Origin of the sequence: Bradyrhizobium sp. 27S5 (assembly GCF_037217225.1) — a bacterium.
In the GTDB taxonomy this organism is placed as follows: Bacteria; Pseudomonadota; Alphaproteobacteria; order Rhizobiales; family Xanthobacteraceae; genus Bradyrhizobium; species Bradyrhizobium septentrionale.
Genome location: NZ_CP147714.1, coordinates 3,340,327 through 3,362,775 on the forward strand (window position 1 = coordinate 3,340,327; position 22,449 = coordinate 3,362,775).

Here is a 22,449-nt window from a genome sequence, read left to right on the forward strand (position 1 = left end):
AGTACGGGGCCCCGCACAAGAGAAGGCAAAGCGCGTTCACGAATGAACGCGCTTCGCCACGGATTGGCATCCACAGGGGAGAAATTTACCGCCGCAACCGAGGAGGCAAATTCAAGCTCAGAATACGCAGGCGCTGCTGCCACCTCGCACGCTAGGTTGGGTCAAATTGAGTCCGTGCGAAGCAAAATTCTTGCTGAAATTGAAGATTTGCTGCGCCAAGCCGAACCTCATGCTGTCCATGCTGCCATAACGAGGCTTGGCGCCCTCGAATGGTACGAGCGTCGTGCGTACGCCTGGCTAAAAAAGGAGGCCAGCTAAACAGAGCCTGTCACCGGACTACAAAATTTGGCAGAACGAACCCAATTGGCGAGAGTACCTCACCATCCCGGCCACGCGTCAGATCTACGCTGGGCGCAGCTGTCGAGTAACTCGAAGGACACAAGGGTTGATCCATCAGCACTGCATCGACGCGACGGCTGTTTCGTGTGCCGATGATGCTCTCGTCGTTGCGGGTCACAATTTCGCACCGACGAGTTCTGCCTCGCGTTTGCTTGCGATCCTTCACACGCTCCAATTGAGCCAGAATAGGAATTCATAGCTCATTAGCATATGTTACTGCTTTGGGTGCGTGGGCCGCTGTTAGCCCTAAGACATCAGCTTCAAATCTCTGCGTAGAGGTGCTTAAATCCTCAGGAACATAATTGGTCGTCATGTGGTCGCGGCGGGGGCTTTGGAGATCTAGCGGAATGAGCATCTTCAACAGGCAGGGAAACCTTGTTCCGATCCATGCTGATAACGCAAAGACACGGGATTGGCTTATCTTGTTGGAAGCGGCGACTATCGTCGGTCATCAACGCGAAAAGCTCCGAGTTGCGCTTACAACGCAGGAGCGTAAGCTCGTAAAGAAGCGGAGGTTTTTTGGTAAGACCGAGTACTATTTGATTGTCGATGGCTATGATCCGCGAATACACGCGCTATATTTCTGTCCCCAACTCTTTAGGAACGAGGGTGGCACGCTTGTTCCTTTGACTGGGGCCGAGATTGGGCAGTTGATGGCGCAAGCCCTTGAGGGAGGAGCTATCGAAAAAATGCCTTGGTATGCGCCAGCCGAAAGCCTGCCAAAAGAGCCGATCATAAAAGCGGCGCCCGAAATGGAATTTGACAGCCTGGTTGTAGACACCCCGACGCCCAAAGCGAAATCTGCGCTACGGGCCGTGTCTCTCTCCGACAAAGAAAACACGAATAAGTAGTTATTTTAACTGTGATCGATCGCGCACCTTCAGTGATTCTTGGTCTCCTTCTCAAAGCGGTACGGGCATGGCTCTGCGTTTGCCGGCGCCGGTCGCGAGGCATGGCAGGTCGTCGACGAGACGCAGTCGAACTGATCGTCTAATTCGCGGTGCAGGGCATTCGCGGCAGCTCGACTAAAAGCGCAGAGCCTGATTCAGGTGACCGCGCGACAGCGCGCTTCGAACTTCACAAAGCCCGGCCTTGCGCCGGGCTTTGTCGTTACTAAATAGGTCGCGTGGTAGCGCTTCGCGCTGTCGCTCGCCCTCTTTGGGCGTTTCCTCCCTAGACTTGGGCCGCTTGTGCATCCGCGCGGGCGGCCTTTCCTTTGCGCCGCTCGACCAAAACGCAACTATGACAGAAGGCTAAAATTCGCTGCAGTGACCGAGCCAGCGGTCGCGCCGTTCAGCCAGACCGCGGTGCCGCCGTCGACCTGAATGACGAAGTACGCGCCGTTCTGGTAGGAGTGTGACAGCACATCGCTGAGCGAGCCGAAGCCGCTACCGTTGAACTGAACGACATCCGTAGCAGCGTTCCAGTCTTGAACCACCTCGACGCCCGGCACTCTGCGCGAGACGAACGTGTTGCTGCCGCCGCCGCCGAAATAGTAGTTCACGCCGGTGCCACCGTCGAAATAGTCATTGCCGGCGCCGCCGAGCAGAACGTCGACGCCGTCGCCGCCATACATGACGTCGTCGCCATTGCCGCCATAGAAATAATCGTTGCCATTGGCGCCGTACATGATGTCGTTGCCGTCGTCACCGATCTCGACTGCCCGGCCATTGGCGACGATGACATCATTACCTGCTCCGCCGTACGCCGAGCCGCCGTCTGCGGCGCCCATGTAGATCCAGTCGTCGCCGGCATCGCCTTCGAGCAGATCGACGCCGTCGTCCGCCACCAGCGTATCGTTGCCGTTGCCGCCGTACGACGTGTCGTTGCCGCCGCCTCCGAACAGCACGTCATTGCCGTCGCCACCGAAGAGCAGGTCATCGCCGTTGCCACCTGACAGGACGTCGTTGCCGCCGTTGCCATAGAGGCCCGGCGCAATGGCGGTGCCGGAGGCCACCAAGATGTTCGCCCCGCTGTCGTTGCCATCGCCGCCATAAATCGTATCGCCGCCGGCCGAGCCATACAGCGCGTCGCGTCCGACACCACCGTCGATGTAGTGGGACTGCGTTGCCAGCGCGCCGCCATCCTGAATATAGTCGTCGCCATTGCCGCCATACTCGAACGACGTGTTGACCGAATTGCCACCCTGAATCCAATCATTGCCGCCGCCGCCATACATTTCGCCAAAGGCCAGGCTGGTCCATTCCGCCCTCAGGAAATCGTTGCCCTGGCCGCCGTCCCAATAGTCGTTGCCGGCAATGCTGCTTGCCAGCGTGTCATTGCCCTGACCGCCATAGAGCGCGTCGAAACCAGCGGAAGAGAGCACGCTGTTATCCGTGCTATCGCCGTAAAATGCAGGCATAGAATACGTTTCCTTTCTGCTGAAACCATTTCGGGCTAGGCGGCGAGCGCCATAGCCGTCCCAAAACCCGATATCCAACTCGGCAACCCTATCGGGAAAAAGTGGCAACGCATATTCTCTGTTTGGGTTCCTTACGTCGCAGCAACGGTGGAAGGTCTCGTACAAACTGACGCGGATGGCGGGCGTCGCGCCTACGCATCTTCCTGCGTGATCTCTACACCTGCCAGCACAGGGCATGCGGCAGCATTGAGCCGAATGCGGCGCTGCTGGTCTGCGACCACGTCATTCCACATCGAGGCGATGAACGTCTGTTTGGGACGAGGGCAATCTGCAGACGCTATGCAAATCGTGCCACGACAGCGTCAAGCAGGCCGAGAGCAAGCGTGAACCTCCTCCGAATTGATGGACACCTGTAGTAGGCTCGAAGAGCCAGGAGAGGTGTTGGATGGAAGGACGTCAGCGTAGGTCGTTTACGGACGACTATAAGCGGCAAGCGGTCGATCTGGTCGCTTCGAGTGGCCGCTCGATCGGATCGGTGGCCAAGGAGCTTGGCCTGCGCGATTCAGTTTTGCGGCGCTGGGTGGAACTACGTGGAACTGGGCGAGAGCCGACGGCTGCGGCGCGGCGCCCCACAACGCAAGCGACGCTGCCGTCGGCGGACCACGCGGCGGAGATCGCTCGTCTGCAGCGAGAGAACGGGCGGCTGCGCATGGAGCGCGACATTTTAAAAAAGTCGATCGCGATCTTTGCTGGGGGGCCGAAATGAGATTCCGCTTCATCGAAGATCGCCGCGCCGACTATCCTGTGACGATCCTGTGCGACGTGCTCGGTGTCTCGCCGGCCGGCTATTATGCTTGGCGCTCCCGGCCGGAGAGCCAGCGATCGGTCGCCAACCGTGAGCTTGTCGACGACATCAAGCGCGTCCATCGCGAGACAAACGGACGCTACGGCAGCCCGCGTATCCATGTCGAATTGAAGGCCCAGGGCCGCGGGGCGAGCCGTGGCCGCATCGAGCGGCTGATGCGCCATCACGGTATCAGGGCCATCATGGCACGGCCTCGCCGGGTGCGGACGACCGATAGCCGTCACGACCTCCCGATCGCGGCGAACCTGCTCGAGCGCAACTTCACCGCCACTGCGCCGAACCGGATCTGGCTCGCCGATATCACCTACATCGAGACCGATCAGGGTTGGCTCTATCTGGCCACCGTCATGGATTTGTACAGCCGCAGGATCGTCGGCTGGGCGATGGCGGATCATTTGCGTGCCGAGCTGCCGCTGGCAGCCTTGCGGATGGCCGTCTCAGCGCAGCGGCCTGGCGCCGGTCTGATCCATCATTCCGATCGCGGCGTCCAATACGCATCGGCGGAATACCGCAAGGTCGTGCAATCTGCCGGCTTGAGGGCATCGATGAGCCGCAAGGCCGACTGCTATGACAATGCTCCAATGGAGAGCTTCTTTCACACGCTCAAAATCGAGCTCGTCTACCACACTCACTATGCAACACGCGCAGAGGCCACACGTGATATCTTTGCTTACATTGAAGGCTTCTACAATCGAACTCGTCGTCACTCCGCCATCGGCTATGTCAGTCCGATCGAGATGGAGCTAAAAGCAGCTTAACCTTGTCCATTTTTTCGGGGGAAGATCAAGCGAGCCTACACACGCGCGGCGTTTGGGATTGAGGACAGGGGCATTTCCGTCGCAGGTTCCTCTCCGCGGACCGGCCCGTCTTACATTGACAGGTTTTTCTATGGCTGAAGTTTTGGGCCTGTTCGGCGATCCGGTGCCGTCCGACTGGGATAGCGTGGCCGGCCGGAGCATGTCGCGACGAAGCAAAGCCGGAACCGCGTCAATCTGTTAGTCGCGCTCGGGTGGAGCAACGCGCGGATCGCGTCGGCACTTTTCATCACGCAGCCAACGCTGCGGAAACATTACTTTTCAGAGCTCAACTGGGCGACCGCGACACGCAGATATCACCCACGAGCAAAATTCAGTCCTCTACCACCAGACCTGACGGAAAGTAAGCGAGCAACTTTCCGTCCGGTGGACCGTACTTCCAGAAGCGGGCAGCGCGGTGAAAGCCGTCGATCAATATCGGAAAGCTGAACGAGCGACCAAACGTGATCGGATCTGTGGGAAATTCATAGCTCGGTCCTTTGGGAAGGACGCTTCGAGGATCGTCGAGTTTGACGCCTGTCGTTGTCATGTATTCCTCAAACGAAACGAAACGCCCCTCGCTTTCGGGATACCAGACATTTGGTGGCACGAGCATCGAGCCCAATCTCGCTCGCCCGACCCTAACGATGTCAAACGAAATCACTCCGGTCAGGAACGCGAGTAGGACGGGTCGAGCGCACGCGGTACCAAAGGCGAGTTCATACTGCTCGGCCTCAGAGAGCAGCTCGAATAAAGTCCCGCTTGATCGCTTCGCGACGAGATGGCCTAGATCCGAATAGTGCCGGGCGGCCGGAGAATCGGTCAACTCGCTGTAACCCCATCGGGCTTGAACTTCCAACAGCGGCACATTTTGCAGCCTCAAGTCGCTCCCCTTGTTTCTAGAGACACCACTCGCAACTGTTTTCAGCTATGCTCAATGGCCGAGCCGCATCGACAGGATCTGCGCCTATCTGCTCAAGCGGTCGCTGATACCTTCGTCGCGCTGGACGACGAGGGGCGGCACACAAACAAAACTGCGCATAGCTTGGTAAGCGGTGTTCATCGCACCATCAATCCCCTGATCCTCGATTACGATCGGTGTTCCAGGAAACGGTATGAACTGCTTCTTGAGAGGCAACACGGCACTAAGCAGGCGGCTCGCTCCGCGTGGGCTAATCGAGTATGCCTGCGTTCCGAAGGCGTGTCTGAGCCGGTGGGGACGATAAATGGGTCGGCCGTCCGAGGTATCGCTCCAGGCAAAAGGTTCGGTTCGATCGTAAAATCGGAGTTCCGCAGCTGAAAATCCGAGATCGATCCAAAGAAAAAGCGGATCGTAAACATAGCCCCATAAGATCACGTCCCAGTCGGCGGGAAGTTGTGCCAACACAGCTGATCGATGCTCATCGAACGCGGGATGGCTAACCGCATCGTCCTCGAAAACCGTCATAGGTTGATCCTGGGACGCAGCCTTTTGCCAAAGTTGGACGTGAGAGAGTGCGCAACCCAAGGCTCCGGCACTGTAATCAAGTCCGGGGGCTATTAGCCCCTGTCTTTCGAGCTGCGAGCGATCCAGCTTGCTCCCGTCAATCGCGGAGATTCGTTCAAATCTGCCTAAGTGGGCATTGCGGGTTCTGAACTTGTCCCAGCGACCGGTGCTTTGGTCCAAGTTGAGTACACAAATCTCATCCTTTGACTGCCTGTCCTTCTCCGTGGGGCGGCCAGGAACGCTTGCTTCCTTCGCGAGCAAGAACGAACCCAAGCCATCTGCCACGATCGAGCGAGCCACGACCTCGGCGCCGACCGAATTTAGGTGAAAGGCATCCTGATAAATATCGGCGCGGCTAGCCAGCTTCGCTTCCAAATCGCACAAGGTGTGCCCTCCCGCCCGAGCGGCCACGCGCGTCGTCTCGTTGATGGATATGCGAGTGCGGGTCACGGTTGGATCGACCCCTTCGCCTTGCAAATGGGGAATGGTCGCGAACCATAGCTCGATGCCAAACGATCGAGCGGCAAGCGAGAAGAGATCTAGCAGCCGACGACGATCATCGAACTTCGGAGTAGGAAGCAGGTTACGGTCCCGCCACGAGTTGCTCGTGTTGAGGTCAACGATCGGCTCGAGCCAACAGTCACGGCTCCAGAAGCTGGCCTCCAGGCTCGCCACGTCAACATCGACAATTCCCGTCATCAGAATGACGAGGTCGGGCTTGAGCGGCATGATCTTGTTAAGAAACAGATTCAGCATGTGGAGGGTTGTCGCTCCGCTGTAGCCACCGTTTCTTACAATGACATCTAGAGCACTCTCATTGCGCAGAATCGTCTCCAGCTTGGCGCAAAACCGGTCATCGGGGTCGAGATACATGCCCTCGACCACGCTGTCGCCGAGAACGATCACAGTTCGAGCCGCCGTAGCCGGAGACTGTGACCCGCGAATGAAGCCGAGGGCGTCAGTCTCCAGGATATATGGCTTCTGGACAAGGGCACCCTTGCGACTCTCGACGTATTCATCTGAAGGCGTATGAGACAAGGATACGTTCGCAGGATACTCCTTCAGCCGTATCGTTCTTTTTCCACTAACAGTCGAAGCGGTGTCCTTCCTCGATGCTTCCTGTGCCGATTTTCCGGCAAGATCTCCAGCAATGAGCGGTCGAATTGCCTCTCCGTTAGGTGCGAACGTCAGCCAGCCATAAATTTCGCGAGTGTCCAACGTTTGCGAAATGCCAGCGCGACGCGCGCTATGCGAAAATACGACATATTCATAGCGGCCCGAACCATCATCGTAGGTCAGTTGCGGTATGGCGTCTGCGCGAACCAGATATGTGCAATGGACCACCGGCACCTCGTGGAGCCCTGGCGACGAGCGGCTGAGGATATTGTTGTATTCCTCGCTGGGCAGAAAATACCCGTTCGCGTCGATCTTCTGGTGGTAGTTCGAATAAAGCGGTCGGTCGGCGTCGGCGCATTTGAGCAGCGGCGCCACAATCGGACGATTCACATCTACGAGGCATCGCAGGGTGAGGGGGCGCAGATAGTTGTCGACGTCGACCACGAAATAGTAGTCGCATCCGAGAGCCAAAGTCCGGTTCATGCTGTGCTGGCGAATTCGACCCAGCACGGAGAAGCGAGTGGCATTCCACTCATGGTCGGCAAAGTCCTGGACGCGTTCCGATACGTCGCTGTCGTCGAACTCTACGTGCGAGTACCGCGGTCCGACACGTTTGAGCCAGTCTCGGAGGATTTGGCCGGAGTCGTCTTGATTGTTGTTGGTCCGGATGTGAATCGCAATTCGATCCGGCGGATAGTCGAGCGCCTCAATGCATTCCAGGAACAATGGCAGATGGCCAGCCTTGTTTTTTGCGAGAATTGCAATCAGCACCCTGGGAAGAAAACGCGCTGCGCCGGGCTGCCTGGGCACATCCGCAGGCTTGACCTTTTCGGAAATCCGGTCCTTCGCAAAACGCAGATTGTCCTCTACGCGTTTCCTCAGACCTTCATCGATTGATGGAATTTGAAGGATGCGACAGCAGGCGTCGATGCAGCCTTGATAATCGCCAGACCAATAGGCATTGACCGCGAATTCGTCGAGGAGCCCGAACTCATAAATCCATTCTTCGACGAATAGCGCTCCAATAGGCATCGGCAAATCGATGCCACGGCGAGCGAAGTCAGCTCCCTGCTTGTTGCGGCCCTTTAGACGACAATAACGGCTAGCTCCGTGTAACGCTTCAGCTCTCGCGGGCTGGGAGTCGCTGGCTCGCTGATAAGCCGCAATGACGTCCTCTTCAGGATGGGCAAGAGCTTCCTTAAGCCGCGCCGCACCATAAAGGGAAATGAAGACCTCTTCTTGCCAAAAGCCCATTTCAGCTCGGGCCAGGTAGTAGTTGAGTGCTTTCTCGGGCTCATTGCTGTCACGATAGCTCTGAGCAAGGTAGAAGGTATAACGAGAGCGGAGGAACGCGTCCGTCTCGGTCTGCAGCGCGCCCTCTAACAGCGCAGCATCTTTACGGTACTTCTTGGGATCTTGGCTGCGCGCGCCGCCGCCACCGATCTGGATCGCAAAGCCGGAGGCGGTCTCCCGACCGTGCGCGTCGGCCGGCGCCTCCACGAACTCGTGCAGGACGCCCCGAAAATAGAATTCCTTTCTGTTGCTGCATATGTGCGGTCGATAGTGACGGATGCCGCTGTGGTTAATGGTCACGTCATAGAGGTCTGCGGTCATGCCGGACTTGAAGGCGGCGACGTCAAATCCCGGCTCGATGGTGAGCACGTCGTCGGCGTCGATGATGAGGGCGTAGTCGACGTCCGGGTTGCGGCGCAGGCAAGCGAGCGCATGCGATCGGTTGTGCGCGAAATCCCGCCAGGGTTCGTCGATGACTTCGCCTGCCAGTCCATTTTTGTCGAGCCACTGTCGTATGACGGCCTGCGTGCCGTCGGTTGATCCAGTGTCTTCGATCAGCACATAGTCGATCATCGGTCGAACGCTGTCGAGGCAACGGAGGATGACCGCCGCCTCATTCTTGACGATCATGCATAAGCCGATCGACTTTCCGTTTCGTTGCGACAATCCAAACTCCTTAGTTACCTGCTCTTTGCTTTTGCGCGCGTTCTCGAATGGTAGGGGAGGCGGCGCAGCAGAAACCTCGGCCGGCGACACCGGATCACTCTCAAGCGCGGCGCGGATCTCGGCCGCATCTATCGAGGCGATCCAGGACTCGCTGTCGGCGACCCCGTAGGATACGAGCAAGCGACGGCTGTCCGGATGCCAAGCCAGACCAGCCGCGAACTCGACCCCTTTGTCCTTAAAATAGAACGGGCGACTAAGCCGGCGCAGACCATTATCGCGATCGAACCAGACAAAGCGATGCTGATAGAACCTTCGACCGGTTTGCCACTGAACTTCATGAACGAGCGCGAGCCAGCCATCGTCAAATTCAATGAGTTGCGTTCCGCCTCGGAAATGCTCGACGGCGAAGTTGGCAACACTGTCTGAGATTACGTCGCCTCGGTCGTTTACGATCCTGGTCGGGTCGCACGAGTAGACGCAACGCAGATTTGCGCCGTTGGCCTGTGGCATCCAGTTCTTTTCGTGCAGTCGTGGACCTTCAGGGCGAAGCACGCGCCACTCAGTGAGCCGGATTTCGGAGCTGCTTTGCTGTTCAATCCGGGCGATTAACTGCTCGCACCAACCTTCAGCATTCAGCTCGCGCACGCATGCGCTGCCCCACAATGAGCCATTCCAACTGAACAGACGGATATCCTCAAGCCCTTGCACTTCTGCGAATTGGGCTTTTGGGAAATCGGCGGGCGGCAGGATCTCGGCCGCCGTTTGAACTCCAAGATCGGTATTGAGCCGTAGCAGGAAGTTGCGCGTCCGAATGGGCGCATCGTTGTCCGTCTCATATGTGCCGTCCTCGCGCAGAAGAAAATTCACCGCGCGCTGCACGAGATAGAGGTCATCCCCATGACGCGAAACGGAGGGATTGGTCGGCCAATAGCCTTGAGGCACATCGTAATCCACCGGCCGGGCGGAAAACGATGCAAAGAGCTTTTGGGCTGGCTGCAGGTAATAAAACAGGTTTGTCCGAGCCAGCTCACGCGGGCCGTCCGGAATTGCCCGGTTGACGGCTAGCCCGTTGCAGATCGAGAACCCGCGGTCCCAGCGAGCCGTGTCCCGGCTGTAGTTTGCAGCAATCGAAAATTCCTCGCGTAGACCGGTCTGATAGACATCGGTTTCGATGAAAAGGATGTCGTTCTCAGGCGCCGATATCGAAAGTCCACGCTCGGAAAAAAGCAGGCTCGTCTCATGCATCCCGCGTTCCCGATAGTACCGTGCGAGATCGTACAGAGGCTCAGCGCGTGCCGGCCGTTGCTTGAACGCTTCGAGCGCCTTGCCGACGAACCCGTCTTCGTCGCCTAGGTCTCGCAGGCAGCGCGCGTGCTGCAGCCGCGCCATCCACGCCTCTTCGTCCCAGCCTCCCATATCTTCTCGCCTGGCAAAGGCTGCCGCGGCTTCGGCATACTGGCCGGCATCTCGATACGACCACGCAAGATAAAACCAGTATCGGGCGTTATCGGGCTCGCGCTCGAGCGCAGCTTTGAGCAGTCGGATATCCCGCTCCGATTTATCTCCGCGGTTCGCCCCGCTGGCGTGATCGATATACCAGGCGCCGCGCAGTTCAACGACGTCTCCGGGGACGTCGATATATTCGTGTGTGACACCAACGTATCTCGAGCCGCTGTCACACCGCACCAATCGCGTATTCCAATAGCTCAACCCGCCCGACGCGCGTTGCAGGAGGCGGTAGCCGGGACCGGCAAGGGATTGCCGGAACTTGGGGTCGTCGACAATGAACTCCATATCGGCGTCGTTGAACAGGACATAGTCGAAATCGAGCTTTGAAGCGCAGGCACGATCGAGCGCGTCGTTCCGGGCCTGCCCGAAATCGTGGAAGGGAATCGTATGGAGTTCACCCGGAAGATTGCGCCGGGCAAAGAATGTTCTGATGAAGTCCTGCGTGCCGTCGGACGAGCCAGTATCGCAAATGACCCAGCAAGAGATGTGATCAGCGACCGCCGACAGGCAGCGCTCGAGATTTGCCATCTCGTTCTTGACGATCATGTTCAGGCAAATGCGTTTGTTTTCTACCACCGCCGAACTTTTTTGGTTGCTGCAAGCAATTGAGAGAAGCTCAAATTAGATGAAATTGATTTGCTGGACGCGCGATGTGGCGCGGATCTTTGGTTCCATCAGCGGACCTCACTGAAAGCGCTAACAACTTAGCTGAAAATGTTCGGGCAGCAAATTCAGCAGGTTGTCGCCTTGATGCGACATCAACTCGCTGCTTAATGGAACTCGTTACGGAAATAATTTGACTTAAGTCGTGTTCGATTCTGAATTTTCTTGCGCTGTTTTTCCCAATCTGCTTATGCTTAAAGAATAATTAATTTTTCGCGATCCGTCTGCGCTTCAGGCGGGGTATTTGGAATGACGTTCAATCTTGGAATGTGGTCGTCGGCTCGTTGCTGATGGCTTAAGTGAGTGTAGCGAGCAACTACCCAAGGTTGAATCACTGTTTTGTAGTTGGTTCGAGGGCGATCTCCGGACGTACGTGCTCCGGGCGTCGACCTCGTCCGTACGTTGGGTGGTATCGTATGGTTAAGTCAGGTCGAGCCGACAAGTCGGCGATTTCCCAGAGCATTCCGTCCATTGCACCTCCGATAACGGCGCTAGGCGTTGCCAAGTATGCAGGGCTTCTCTCTGCGGGCATCCCTAACGAGATCCTGGTGACCGGATCGTTGCCGCGAGGCGAGACCACCCAAAACGTCACCTACTTCGTCGTCGACCAAGCTACGAAGACGATCGTTTCCCAGGTCATTCTGCCGGACGCGGCCGATCGCTTTAACGCGGTTGAGATGCGAGTGAAGGTCGGGCGCTATGCGAGCGCCTACGACATCGGCACCTTTGATGCGAACGGAGAGTTTGCGGTTTGCCCGTTCCTGTCCGTACGCAGTTCTCTGAATCTATCACCACCTGGCGGACCGAGCAGCCGATGATCTGACCGCGCTACGGGAGCGTCTGCAGTTTGATTTTTGGGTCGAGGCGGCACTCCGCGCTCGGCGCGAATTGTTGCAAGCTAAAAAAGGACCAATTTCATGGCCCACTCAGAGCTTCTGTTCGTCGATCCATTCGTCCCCGATCTAGATACACTGCTGAAAAATCTGCGCCCCGAGGTTCGGGCGATCGTGCTCGATTGCGAACGGACCGCCGCATCGCAGATGGCAGAAGCGCTGAGTGGCGCTGAGCAACTGGACGCGATCCATGTTGTTGCACATGGCGCACCGGGCCGAGTGGTCTTCAGTTCAGGAGAATGGTCGGCGGCGACGCTGGCGGGCGAGGAGAATGAGCTTGCTACGATCGGCCGAGCGCTCAAGCGAGGCGGTGACTTGCGCCTGTGGAGCTGTCGTACAGCGCTTTCTGACGAGGGCGACCGTTTTATAGATGCGCTCGAAGATGCAACCGGCGCTGTTGTTCATGGCGCAAGCAGCTCTATCGGAGCCGAGACGCTAGGTGGTCGCTGGACGCTCGACTCCAGGAGCAGCGATCTCACAGCGGAAGCCCCGATGACCGCGGTTGGCGCAGAAAGCTATCGAGGGTTACTGGCCGCAGTTTTGACGCTCAACGGCACGCTCGGATCTGCGGGACCGACTGACATCAACACCTTTTACGTGGTTGATCTCAGCACCTTTACAATTGTGTCCTCGTTCCAATTGCCATCGAAAGGCTTCGGCGCGGGCACTGGTAACGTCCAAGCGTTCAGCATTGAGGCCGTTCTACCAAGTGCGGCGGGCACCTACGGAGTTTACTACAACACCACCGGGAACGCCTACATTTCAGTTGCAACCATCACAAACGGGGTGTTCTCGGGAGGTGGTACGGCGAACGGTGATACGTTCACATCGGGTAGCGTTTCGACCTCACTAGGTGCAACGGGCGCGACTGGTCCGACGGGCGCGACCGGCGCAACGGGTGGTACCGGTGCAACCGGCACGACGGGCGGTTCGGGTGCCACGGGTGCAACCGGCACGACGGGCGGCACGGGCGCCACGGGTGCAACCGGCACGACGGGCGGCACGGGCGCCACGGGTGCAACCGGCACGACGGGCGGCACGGGTGCCACGGGTGCAACTGGCACGACGGGCGGTACGGGTGCCACAGGTGCGATCGGCGACACGGGTTCGACGGGGGCCACCGGAGCCACAGGTGCGACTGGCGACACAGGTTCGACGGGAGCCACGGGTGCGACCGGCGATCCAGGCGCGACTGGCGCCACAGGTGCGACCGGCGCCACGGGTACGACGGGTGACACCGGTGCAACAGGTTCGACTGGTGCTACGGGTGTTACCGGAGCCACGGGTGCGACGGGCACGACGGGTGACACCGGCGCCACAGGATCAACTGGCGCCACAGGTGCGACTGGCGACACAGGTTCGACGGGAGCCACGGGTGCGACCGGCGATCCGGGCGCGACTGGCGCCACAGGCGCGACCGGCGCCACGGGTACGACGGGTGACACAGGCGCAACAGGTTCGACTGGCGCTACGGGTGCGACGGGCGACACCGGCGCAACCGGAGCCACGGGTTCGACTGGCGCGACGGGCGACACCGGAGCCACAGGTGCGACCGGTGCCACGGGTGCGACGGGCGACACCGGCGCAACCGGAGCCACGGGTTCGACTGGCGCAACGGGTGACACCGGTGCGACCGGAGCCACAGGTGCGACTGGTGATACCGGCGCCACGGGTGCGACGGGCGACACCGGCGCAACCGGAGCCACGGGTTCGACTGGCGCAACGGGGGCGACGGGCGATACCGGCGCAACCGGAGCCACAGGTGCGACGGGGGCGACGGGCGACACCGGCGCAACCGGAGCCACAGGTTCGACTGGCGCCACGGGAGCGACGGGCGACACCGGAGCGACAGGTGCGACCGGCGCAACCGGAGCCACGGGTTCGACTGGCTCGACGGGAGCTACGGGCGCGACCGGAGCCACGGGTGCGACCGGCTCGACGGGTGCAACGGGAGCTACGGGTGCCACCGGTTCGACGGGTGCAACGGGAGCAACGGGCTCGACCGGAGCCACGGGTGCCACCGGCTCGACGGGTGCAACGGGAGCTACCGGCTCGACGGGAGCAACGGGAGCTACCGGCGCAACCGGAGCCACGGGTGCCACCGGCTCGACGGGTGCAACGGGAGCTACCGGCTCGACCGGAGCCACAGGTGCGACCGGCTCGACGGGAGCTACCGGCGCAACCGGAGCCACGGGTGCAACCGGTTCGACGGGTGCAACGGGAGCAACGGGCTCGACCGGAGCCACGGGTGCGACCGGCTCGACGGGAGCGACAGGTTCGACGGGAGCCACTGGCGCGACCGGAGCCACAGGTGCGACCGGCTCGACGGGAGCTACTGGCGCAACCGGAGCAACCGGCTCGACGGGAGCAACCGGCTCGACGGGAGCAACCGGAGCTACTGGCGCAACCGGAGCCACGGGTGCGACCGGCTCGACGGGTGCGACCGGAGCAACGGGCGCGACCGGAGCAACCGGCTCGACGGGTGCGACCGGAGCTACTGGTGCAACCGGAGCCACGGGTGCCACCGGCTCGACGGGTGCAACGGGAGCTACTGGCTCAACCGGAGCCACGGGTGCGACCGGCTCGACGGGTGCAACGGGTGCTACTGGCTCAACCGGAGCCACGGGTGCGACCGGCTCGACGGGTGCAACGGGTGCTACTGGCGCAACCGGAGCCACGGGTGCCACCGGCTCGACGGGAGCAACCGGAGCTACTGGTGCAACCGGAGCCACGGGTGCCACCGGCTCGACGGGTGCAACGGGAGCCACTGGCGCGACCGGAGCCACGGGTGCCACCGGCTCGACGGGTGCAACGGGAGCCACTGGCGCGACCGGAGCTACTGGTGCGACCGGCTCGACGGGTGCAACCGGAGCTACTGGCGCGACCGGAGCCACGGGTGCGACCGGCTCGACGGGTGCGACCGGAGCCACGGGTGCCACCGGTTCGACGGGAGCAACCGGAGCCACGGGCTCGACGGGTGCGACCGGAGCGACAGGTGCAACCGGCTCGACGGGTGCAACCGGCTCGACGGGTGCAACGGGAGCCACTGGCGCGACCGGAGCCACAGGTGCGACCGGCTCGACGGGTGCAACGGGAGCCACTGGCGCGACCGGAGCCACAGGTGCGACCGGCTCGACGGGAGCAACGGGAGCTACTGGCGCAACCGGAGCGACGGGTGCAACCGGCTCGACGGGTGCAACGGGAGCTACTGGCGCAACCGGAGCGACGGGTGCAACCGGCTCGACGGGAGCAACGGGAGCCACTGGCGCGACCGGAGCCACGGGTGCCACCGGCTCGACGGGAGCAACCGGAGCTACGGGTGCCACCGGTTCGACGGGAGCAACCGGAGCCACGGGCTCGACGGGAGCCACGGGTGCCACCGGAGCGACAGGTGCAACCGGCTCGACGGGAGCAACCGGAGCTACTGGCTCGACCGGAGCCACGGGTGCCACCGGTTCGACGGGTGCAACGGGAGCTACGGGCTCGACCGGAGCCACGGGTGCCACCGGTTCGACGGGTGCAACCGGAGCAACGGGCTCGACCGGAGCCACGGGTGCGACCGGCTCGACGGGTGCAACGGGAGCCACGGGCTCGACGGGAGCAACGGGAGCCACTGGCGCGACCGGAGCCACGGGTGCCACCGGCTCGACCGGAGCAACGGGCTCGACCGGAGCCACAGGTGCGACCGGCTCGACGGGAGCAACCGGAGCTACTGGCTCGACCGGAGCCACGGGTGCCACCGGCTCGACGGGTGCAACCGGAGCTACGGGCTCGACCGGAGCCACGGGTGCCACCGGTTCGACGGGTGCAACGGGAGCTACTGGCGCGACCGGAGCCACTGGTGCGACCGGCTCGACGGGAGCAACCGGAGCTACTGGCGCAACCGGAGCCACGGGTGCGACCGGCTCGACGGGAGCAACCGGAGCTACTGGCTCGACCGGAGCCACGGGTGCGACCGGCTCGACGGGTGCAACGGGAGCCACGGGCTCGACGGGAGCAACGGGAGCCACTGGCGCGACCGGAGCCACGGGTGCCACCGGCTCGACCGGTGCGACCGGAGCAACGGGCTCGACCGGAGCCACAGGTGCGACCGGCTCGACGGGAGCAACCGGAGCTACTGGCTCGACGGGAGCAACGGGAGCTACTGGCGCGACCGGTGATCCTGGTGCAACCGGCGCAACGGGCTCGACCGGAGCAACTGGTGCGACCGGTTCGACGGGTGCAACGGGAGCTACTGGCGCAACGGGAGCCACGGGTGCCACCGGTTCGACAGGTGCGACCGGCTCAACCGGATCGACGGGAGCGACCGGACGTACAGGCGCCACCGGCGCGACTGGGCCAAGGGGACCGACCGGGCCGACAGGCCCACGAGGTCACACCGGTCGTACCGGCGCCACCGGTGCAACAGGTGCTACCGGATCGACGGGAGCAACGGGTGCCACCGGAGCAACTGGTGCTGGCGGTACCGGCTCGACTGGAGCCACCGGTTCGACCGGAGCAACAGGCTCGACGGGTGCAACCGGCACGAGCGGGTCGACCGGAGCAACGGGCTCGACTGGTCCACGTGGTCCGACGGGTCCGACAGGTAGTCACCGTCACCATGGTCACACCGGCCCGACGGGGGCAACGGGCGGCACGGCTGGAGCAACTGGTGCGACTGGAGCAGCAGCTGCGAGCGGTTCGACCGGAGCCACTGGGGCGACGAGTGCTGGCGGTGCGACGGGCTCGACCGGCTCGGCAGGTGCAACCGGAACGACTGGTGGTCATCAAGATCAGTCGTCGCTGACCACGAAGATCGACACCGACACGACCGTTGGATCGTTGAATCCGGTGCTGCTGCGTTTGGAGGCTGCAGTTGCGGACCTGGCGCTTGCAATGGCCGGAGGGTCGATGAACGGCCAGCAGTTGCAAGCTGATCTCACGACGATCAAGGGCTTGGCCCAGATGCTGTTGTCCCGTATCGGCAACACAGATGGCGGCTCAGCTTTCGATCAGACACGTCCAGGAGGTGCTGGATCGATGGGTCAATTCGATCAATCAAACCGGCCCAACCTCAATCTGCCGAAAAACGACCATTAAGGTCGGCGGCTGAAGAAGTGACGAACAAGGAAGCCAGGGATCGCGCATCCCTGGCTTCCTCTCTGACCAGGCCTGGAATAGCTGATGGCTGGCACTCCCGTGATCGACCGCCGACGCTTCCTCGTTCTCGCGGGCAGCGCGGCGGCTCTTTTCGTCGAGAGCGGAAGGTCTCTCGGACGCGAGATCGCGCCGACAGAAGGCCTCCTGAGCTCTCCGATCGAATTATCGGGAGATTGGCATGCGGCACCGACCGATGCCGTGATGCGTGTGCTCACCCGGATCCGGGAGGTCGAACTGTCAGGTTTGCGATTGCTGTCGGATCGGCAACCCAAGAAGATCCGTATCGAAAATCGCGACGAAGTCACGCCGGCAATCTGGTTGCACAGCGACCAACCTGACATGGCGGCGATCATCGTGAACGTCGGCTATGCCGATTGGTGCAGGCTTGCCTATCAATTCGGTCACGAGCTTGGGCATGTCCTGAGCAACAGCTGGCAGTTTTCCGCCAAGCCGCAACCTCCGACACAATGGCTCGAGGAGGTGCTGGTGGAGACATTTTCGGTTCGCGGTCTGCGGTTGCTTGCCGGCAGTTGGGAGAGATCGCCGCCATTTGCGGGAGACGCAGGTTTTGCCCGCGTCATTCGTCAATATGGCTCAGCGCTGCTGGACAAGTTCAAAGCGGACGATCTTTCACCGTCCGAGTGGTTCCGTACAAATCGGGCGAAGCTGGAAGTCAGATCTGGAAAGGGCGTTCCGTGGGGACCAGCGGTGGTCGGCATCCTCCAGATCTACGAGGACGTCAAAGCAGGGAAACCGACCTGTCTCGATGATTTGGGAGCCTTGAATCGCTGGCCGGAGCGGACGTCCGTTCCGATCGAGCGCTATCTCGATTTGTGGGCGGAAAGCTGTGTTGCGATTGGTTCCACCGGTGAATTGCCGTCCCGTCTACGGCAACTGTTCGCGATCGCGTGAGATGTGGGACTAGGGCCGTAATCGCATCAACCAAGTGCAGGGATTTCGGTGTCGCGCCCTGCCGAATTCGTCTAGATTGCCGCGACATAGTGAAGAATTTTATTCCGTAATCGATTTTGGAGGGTGACCGTGGACCCGCATAGGGGAGCCTTTGGGGAGCCTGGGCCCGACAAGTATGTCCGCTTGCTGCAGAAGGCCATTGACGACCTTCATGCGAGCGATGAGGCGTCGCGCAATGCGCTTTACAGCCGGGCACGCACCTTATTGGACAGCCGACTAGCCGCCAGAAAAGATCTGTCGCAGGCCGAAATCGACAATGAGAAGTTTGATTTCGACGAGGCGATGTGGCGCGTCGAAGGGCAGGTCCGCCTCTGCGCAACGGAACAGGCCAGGACTCAGTCGCATGGTGTGCACGGCGACCTGCACATTATCCCTGCGCAGGAAAGCGACACACCGCAGCTGGTCACATCGCCCGATGTTGTGCATCCGCGTGTTGCTAAAAGGTCGACCAAATCGCGAGGTGCTTCCTGGCCGGCGGCGAAAGCGCTGCGCGCGTCCATGGACGTCGTCCGTGGAGGCTCCGAGTTATTGACTGATCTCGGTGTCCGCGCACGTCTCTCCGTGCAACAAATCCGCACTGAGTTTGCCGCAAAGGCTCAATCAAAACGGCACGTCATCTCACCCGAGCGGAAGTCAAGCGATCTAGCTTCGCAGCAGGGGCATTCGATCGACCGCCTGGAGGCGCAACGCAGCCCGCAATACCAGGCGCGATTGCAAGCGGTTGTCCAGGTCGCGCGTCATCACGGCGTCGAGCTCGACGTCGCCGAGTTGAGAACCGGTGAATCCGAAATCTATCCATCGGCTGCAGCGCTCTCGGCCTGGGCGCAGAATGCGGGCCTATGGTCTCGCGCGGTCCGAACGAGTTGGCGCCACTTGCTCGGGATGAGCGAAGCCGGGCCCGTCATCTTGCTGTTTGCCGACGGTAGCGCCGCGCTCATGGTTGGTGCGAACGCCGATCAGAATATCGTCGTGCTCAGGGATCCAGGCGCCTCCGCAGACGGAGCCGTGCCCGTCGACGAGCTGCGGCTTTCTCAGGTGTGGAACGGTGAGGCCATCCTGGTGCGCGCGAGCCGAAGCCGCGTTGCAGCCGACGCGCCGTTTGACCTGCGCTGGCTCTTTGATCTCGTTCTGCACGAAAGGCGCTTGTTACGGGACATCGGAATCGCCTCGCTCACCATCAGCTTCCTGACCATCTTCCCACCGCTCCTGGTGATGACGATGGTGAACAAGGTGCTGCAATTCCACAGTACGTCCACCTTGGTCATGCTTGCCGCCGTCATGGCGGTCGTAGTCGTCTACGAAGCCCTGTTGGGCCATGCGCGACGTCTTATCATCGCGGTCGTTGGCGCCAGACTCGACGCAAAACTCAATCTGCACGTCTTCAATCGGCTGCTTCGCCTGCCGCTCGATTACTTCGAGCGTCATCCTGCGGGTGAAACGATGTACCGTATCGCGCAGGTCTATCGTGTTCGCGAATTTCTGACCGGCCGCCTCCTGACGACATTTCTCGACTTGATGACGCTTTGCGTCCTGCTCCCGTTCCTGTTCTATCTCAGCCCGATCCTGGCGAGCATTGTGCTCGGCTGCGCCGGCGCAATCCTGTTGATCATCATCGCATTCCTGAAGCCGATGCGAGAGATGTACGGACGGGTCACTACGGCCGAGACGTGGAAGTCGGCAACGCTCGGCGAGACGATCGTGGGCATCAAGACGGTCAAGGCGTTGGCTCTCGAGCCACAACGTCGCGCTCTTTGGGACGAGCGGATTGCAGAGGCCGGGAAATGGCGGCTGGAATTCGGCCGTCTGTCCAACTGGCCGCAGACTCTGGTTACTCCGATCGAGCGCTTTATGGTGCTCGGCACGACCATGCTCGGTGCGTATCTCGCGATGAACGACTCGTCAGGCTACATGGTGGGCGGATTGTTCGCGTTCCTGATGCTGAGCGCCCGGGTCGCCCAGCCACTCGTTGGGCTGGCGCGATTGATCGAGGACTATGAGGAGGTCGCGGCGGCGATCGGTGAGGCAAGTTCCGTACTTAATCGGCCAGCTGAGAGCAGCGCGCGAGCGGCGGGCTTGAGACCGAAGTTCGCAGGCGAAATAGCTTTCCAGGACGTCAGCTTCACGTACCTCAATACGACTGTCCCAGCGCTCGACCGGATCAGCTTCTCGGTTCCGGCCGGTTCGACGTTGGGGATCGTCGGTCGCAGCGGGTCGGGCAAGTCGACGGTTACGCGCCTACTGCAGGGAATCAATCGTGACTATAAGGGATTTGTGAAGATCGATGGCGCCGACCTACGCGATGTTGATCTGCGTCACCTTCGGCAAAGCCTCGGCGTCGTCTTGCAGGAGAACTTCCTGTTTCGTGGCTCCATTAGAGATAACATCATCTCCGGTCGACCGGGCCTGACGTTGTCGGATGCTGTCTATGCGGCAAGGCTAGCTGGCGCTGAGGAATTCATCGAGCGGATGCCCAATGGCTTCGAGACTTACATCGAAGAAGGATCTCCCAACCTGTCTGGCGGACAACGGCAACGGCTGGCGATCGCACGAGCGCTCATCACGGATCCGCGCATCCTGGTACTGGACGAAGCGACCAGTGCGCTCGATCCCGAAAGCGAAGCTGTCGTGACAGGAAACCTCGAACGGATCGCGAGCGGACGGACGATGATCATCGTTTCGCACCGGCTATCGTCGTTGGTTGGCTGCGATCAGATTCTGGTACTCGATCAGGGCAAGATCGTCGATTGCGGTGCGCACAATGTTTTGGTCGAGCGTTGCGCGATCTATCGACAGCTTTGGAACCAGCAAAACCGCCATAGCGAACCGACGCGCCAGTCCGTTACTCCGAAGCTGGTCTCGGGCGGAGCGAACGAACCATGAGCGAAGTCCAGGCCAATTTGCTGCCACTACCGTTCAAGTCGAGGAAGAGCGATCCGACGTTGCCGGTCATCCTTGAGTTCCAGCAACCGTCAACGGCCATCATCAATGCTCCTGTACCGCGCGCGGCCCGTGGCACGATTTGGATCGTCTCCAGCATGGTCGCCGCCTTGGTTCTGGTTGCGGGGGTATTGCCCGTCGATCAGGTCATCACTGCGCGCGGCCTGGTGGTCTCGCAATCTTCCACCATCCTCGTACAGCCGCTGGAAACCGCAATCGTGCGTTCGATCGACGTGAGCGAGGGCCAGCATGTGCGGGCGGGCGATGTGCTGGCGCGTCTCGATCCGACCTTCGCCGAAGCAGATCGAGTGGCCCTCGATGGGCAATTGAACAGCCTTGAGCCCGAACTCGCGCGTCTGCATGCCGAGGCGGATGGCCAGCCCTTCACATACTCCGGCAGTGATCCAAACTGGGTCTTGCAGGCTTCCATTTTCAGTCATCGCAAAGCGCAGTTCGACTCCAAGATCGAAAACTATGAGCACCGACTGCAGGAACTGAATTCCGTGATAGCGAGATCGGAATCCGATGCTGTGGGCTATCGCGAGCGCCTCGGTGTGGCACAGAGCATCGAGGATATGCGCAGGCAGCTGGAGGCGACCCAAACCGGAAGCCGGCTGAACTCGCTGATCGCCAAGGATACACGCGTTGAAATGCAGCGGTCGCTCTCCAACGCGGTCGCGACCGGCGAGGGCGCGAAGCGCGATCAATCGGCGCTTGCTTCGGACCGCGACGCCTACGTCCGCGGCTGGAAGGCGGAAGCTTCGCAAAAGTTGCAGGAGATCAGTGTCAAGGCAGCCGACACACGGGAGCTGCTGACCAAGGCTAACCTGCGACGCAAGTTGGTCGAGATCCGCGCCGGGCTTGATGCGATCGTGCAATCCGTCGCAAAGGTTTCGGTGGGTTCCGTCATGCAGTCGGGGCAGCAATTCATTACGCTCGTGCCGGCAGACGCGCCACTTGAGGTCGAGGCCAACATTGCGGGCAAAGATAACGGCTTCGTGCATGTGAAGGATCCCGTGTCCGTCAAGTTCGACACGTTTCCGTTCTCGCAGTACGGGATGGCCGAAGGAGTCGTACGCATCGTAAGTCCGGATAGCTTCAATGCTCAGGTTGAGGCGCGCAATCCTACCAGTGCCGTTCCGACGACGAACCTGGAGCCGTTTTACCGCACTCGGATCAGTATTGATCGCGTGGCCCTGCACGGCGTGCCGGCTGGTTTCCAACTCACGCCAGGTATGCCCGTAACCGCCGATATTAAGGTTGGTCAGCGGACCGTGCTAACGTACCTACTCGGCCTGATGCTTCCGGTGACGCAGGAGGCGTTGCGCGAGCCGTGAGCGATTTGGCTCTGCTGT

General features: G+C 60.8%; 10 protein-coding genes and 1 pseudogene. 8 read left to right on the top strand and 3 right to left on the bottom strand.

Translation table 11 applies throughout. From position 1 onward, the window contains the following. Nucleotides 1–746 precede the first annotated feature (746 nt). Nucleotides 747–1,250, top strand: a complete 504-nt coding sequence (locus tag WDM24_RS15400) for a hypothetical protein (protein ID WP_338699200.1) — start codon at nucleotides 747–749, stop codon at nucleotides 1,248–1,250. Nucleotides 1,251–1,639: 389 nt separating this feature from the next. Here the strand turns inward: WDM24_RS15400 and WDM24_RS15405 are convergent, their stop codons facing one another. Then, on the bottom strand, nucleotides 1,640–2,761 hold the full coding sequence (locus tag WDM24_RS15405) for a calcium-binding protein (RefSeq protein WP_338831766.1): 1,122 nt from the start codon (nucleotides 2,759–2,761) through the stop codon (nucleotides 1,640–1,642). Between the two features lie 445 nt (nucleotides 2,762–3,206). On the opposite strand from WDM24_RS15405, the gene WDM24_RS15410 reads away from it, so the two are divergent. Then, a protein-coding gene (locus WDM24_RS15410) for an IS3 family transposase (protein ID WP_414645723.1) occupies nucleotides 3,207–4,384 on the top strand; the annotation gives its coding sequence in 2 pieces (ribosomal slippage) (nucleotides 3,207–3,498 and nucleotides 3,498–4,384; 1,179 coding nt in all). A gap of 370 nt (nucleotides 4,385–4,754) precedes the next feature. Here WDM24_RS15410 and WDM24_RS15415 read toward each other — a convergent pair. Both WDM24_RS15415 and WDM24_RS15420 read right to left on the bottom strand, forming a co-directional pair. Then, the gene (locus tag WDM24_RS15415) at nucleotides 4,755–5,303 is read right to left on the bottom strand and encodes a hypothetical protein (RefSeq protein WP_338831767.1); all 549 of its coding nucleotides are present in this window, start codon (nucleotides 5,301–5,303) and stop codon (nucleotides 4,755–4,757) included. Nucleotides 5,304–5,387: 84 nt separating this feature from the next. Continuing rightward, nucleotides 5,388–11,036 (bottom strand): glycosyltransferase, encoded by a 5,649-nt coding sequence (locus WDM24_RS15420; protein ID WP_338831768.1) that lies wholly within the window; start codon nucleotides 11,034–11,036, stop codon nucleotides 5,388–5,390. Between the two features lie 533 nt (nucleotides 11,037–11,569). On the opposite strand from WDM24_RS15420, the gene WDM24_RS15425 reads away from it, so the two are divergent. The 6 genes and pseudogenes from WDM24_RS15425 (at nucleotide 11,570) to WDM24_RS15450 (ending at nucleotide 22,431) form a co-directional block, all read left to right on the top strand. Further along, nucleotides 11,570–11,971: a hypothetical protein gene (locus WDM24_RS15425; protein WP_338831769.1), complete on the top strand. Its 402-nt coding sequence runs from the start codon at nucleotides 11,570–11,572 to the stop codon at nucleotides 11,969–11,971. Between the two features lie 99 nt (nucleotides 11,972–12,070). Then, a pseudogene (locus tag WDM24_RS15430) lies at nucleotides 12,071–12,517 on the top strand (DUF4347 domain-containing protein); the annotation flags it as partial. A 4,359-nt stretch (nucleotides 12,518–16,876) separates the two neighbouring features. Then, nucleotides 16,877–17,125, top strand: coding sequence for a hypothetical protein (locus WDM24_RS15435; RefSeq protein WP_245284994.1), 249 nt, complete (start codon nucleotides 16,877–16,879; stop codon nucleotides 17,123–17,125). An 84-nt stretch (nucleotides 17,126–17,209) separates the two neighbouring features. Next, the gene (locus tag WDM24_RS15440) at nucleotides 17,210–18,097 is read left to right on the top strand and encodes a hypothetical protein (protein ID WP_338699210.1); all 888 of its coding nucleotides are present in this window, start codon (nucleotides 17,210–17,212) and stop codon (nucleotides 18,095–18,097) included. 183 nt (nucleotides 18,098–18,280) lie between these two features. After that, nucleotides 18,281–21,037, top strand: a complete 2,757-nt coding sequence (locus tag WDM24_RS15445) for a peptidase domain-containing ABC transporter (protein ID WP_224741688.1) — start codon at nucleotides 18,281–18,283, stop codon at nucleotides 21,035–21,037. Further along, on the top strand, nucleotides 21,034–22,431 hold the full coding sequence (locus WDM24_RS15450; RefSeq protein WP_338699213.1) for an HlyD family type I secretion periplasmic adaptor subunit: 1,398 nt from the start codon (nucleotides 21,034–21,036) through the stop codon (nucleotides 22,429–22,431). The genes WDM24_RS15445 and WDM24_RS15450 overlap by 4 nt, the downstream gene beginning before the upstream one ends. Nucleotides 22,432–22,449 lie beyond the last annotated feature (18 nt).

What these genes read in the sequence shown, in the direction of transcription:
- WDM24_RS15400 (WP_338699200.1), top strand. Translation starts at nt 747, where the DNA reads ATGAGCATCTTCAACAGGCAGGGAAACCTTGTTCCGATCCATGCTGAT.
- WDM24_RS15405 (WP_338831766.1), bottom strand. Translation starts at nt 2,761, where the DNA reads ATGCCTGCATTTTACGGCGATAGCACGGATAACAGCGTGCTCTCTTCC.
- WDM24_RS15420 (WP_338831768.1), bottom strand. Translation starts at nt 11,036, where the DNA reads ATGATCGTCAAGAACGAGATGGCAAATCTCGAGCGCTGCCTGTCGGCG.
- WDM24_RS15425 (WP_338831769.1), top strand. Translation starts at nt 11,570, where the DNA reads ATGGTTAAGTCAGGTCGAGCCGACAAGTCGGCGATTTCCCAGAGCATT.
- WDM24_RS15440 (WP_338699210.1), top strand. Translation starts at nt 17,210, where the DNA reads ATGGCTGGCACTCCCGTGATCGACCGCCGACGCTTCCTCGTTCTCGCG.
- WDM24_RS15450 (WP_338699213.1), top strand. Translation starts at nt 21,034, where the DNA reads ATGAGCGAAGTCCAGGCCAATTTGCTGCCACTACCGTTCAAGTCGAGG.